A 242-nucleotide genomic window follows, 5' to 3' on the forward strand; every position below is an offset into this window, starting at 1 on the left:
GAAAGTGAGGACAAGCACGTTGCCGAGCAAGCACTGCGGAATAATTTCTAGCTTGAGCTGAAAGAAGGCCTGCAGGAACCGGTTGAGTTTATTGATGATTCTGCAATAGTGACGCTGGTTGGTGACGGTATGCGTACCTCGCGGGGCGTGGCATCGAGGTTATTCACTTCTCTGGCGGAGGTGAACGTTAACAGCGTCGCTATTGCCCAGGGTTCTTCTGAGCGTGCTATTTCAGCCGATAT

1 pseudogene is annotated in these 242 nt (G+C 51.7%); it reads left to right on the plus strand.

The features are described 5' to 3' along the window. A pseudogene (locus ACYP03_RS27630) lies at positions 1–242 on the plus strand (ACT domain-containing protein); the annotation flags it as partial.

Source organism: Photobacterium sp. R1 (genome assembly GCF_054600795.1).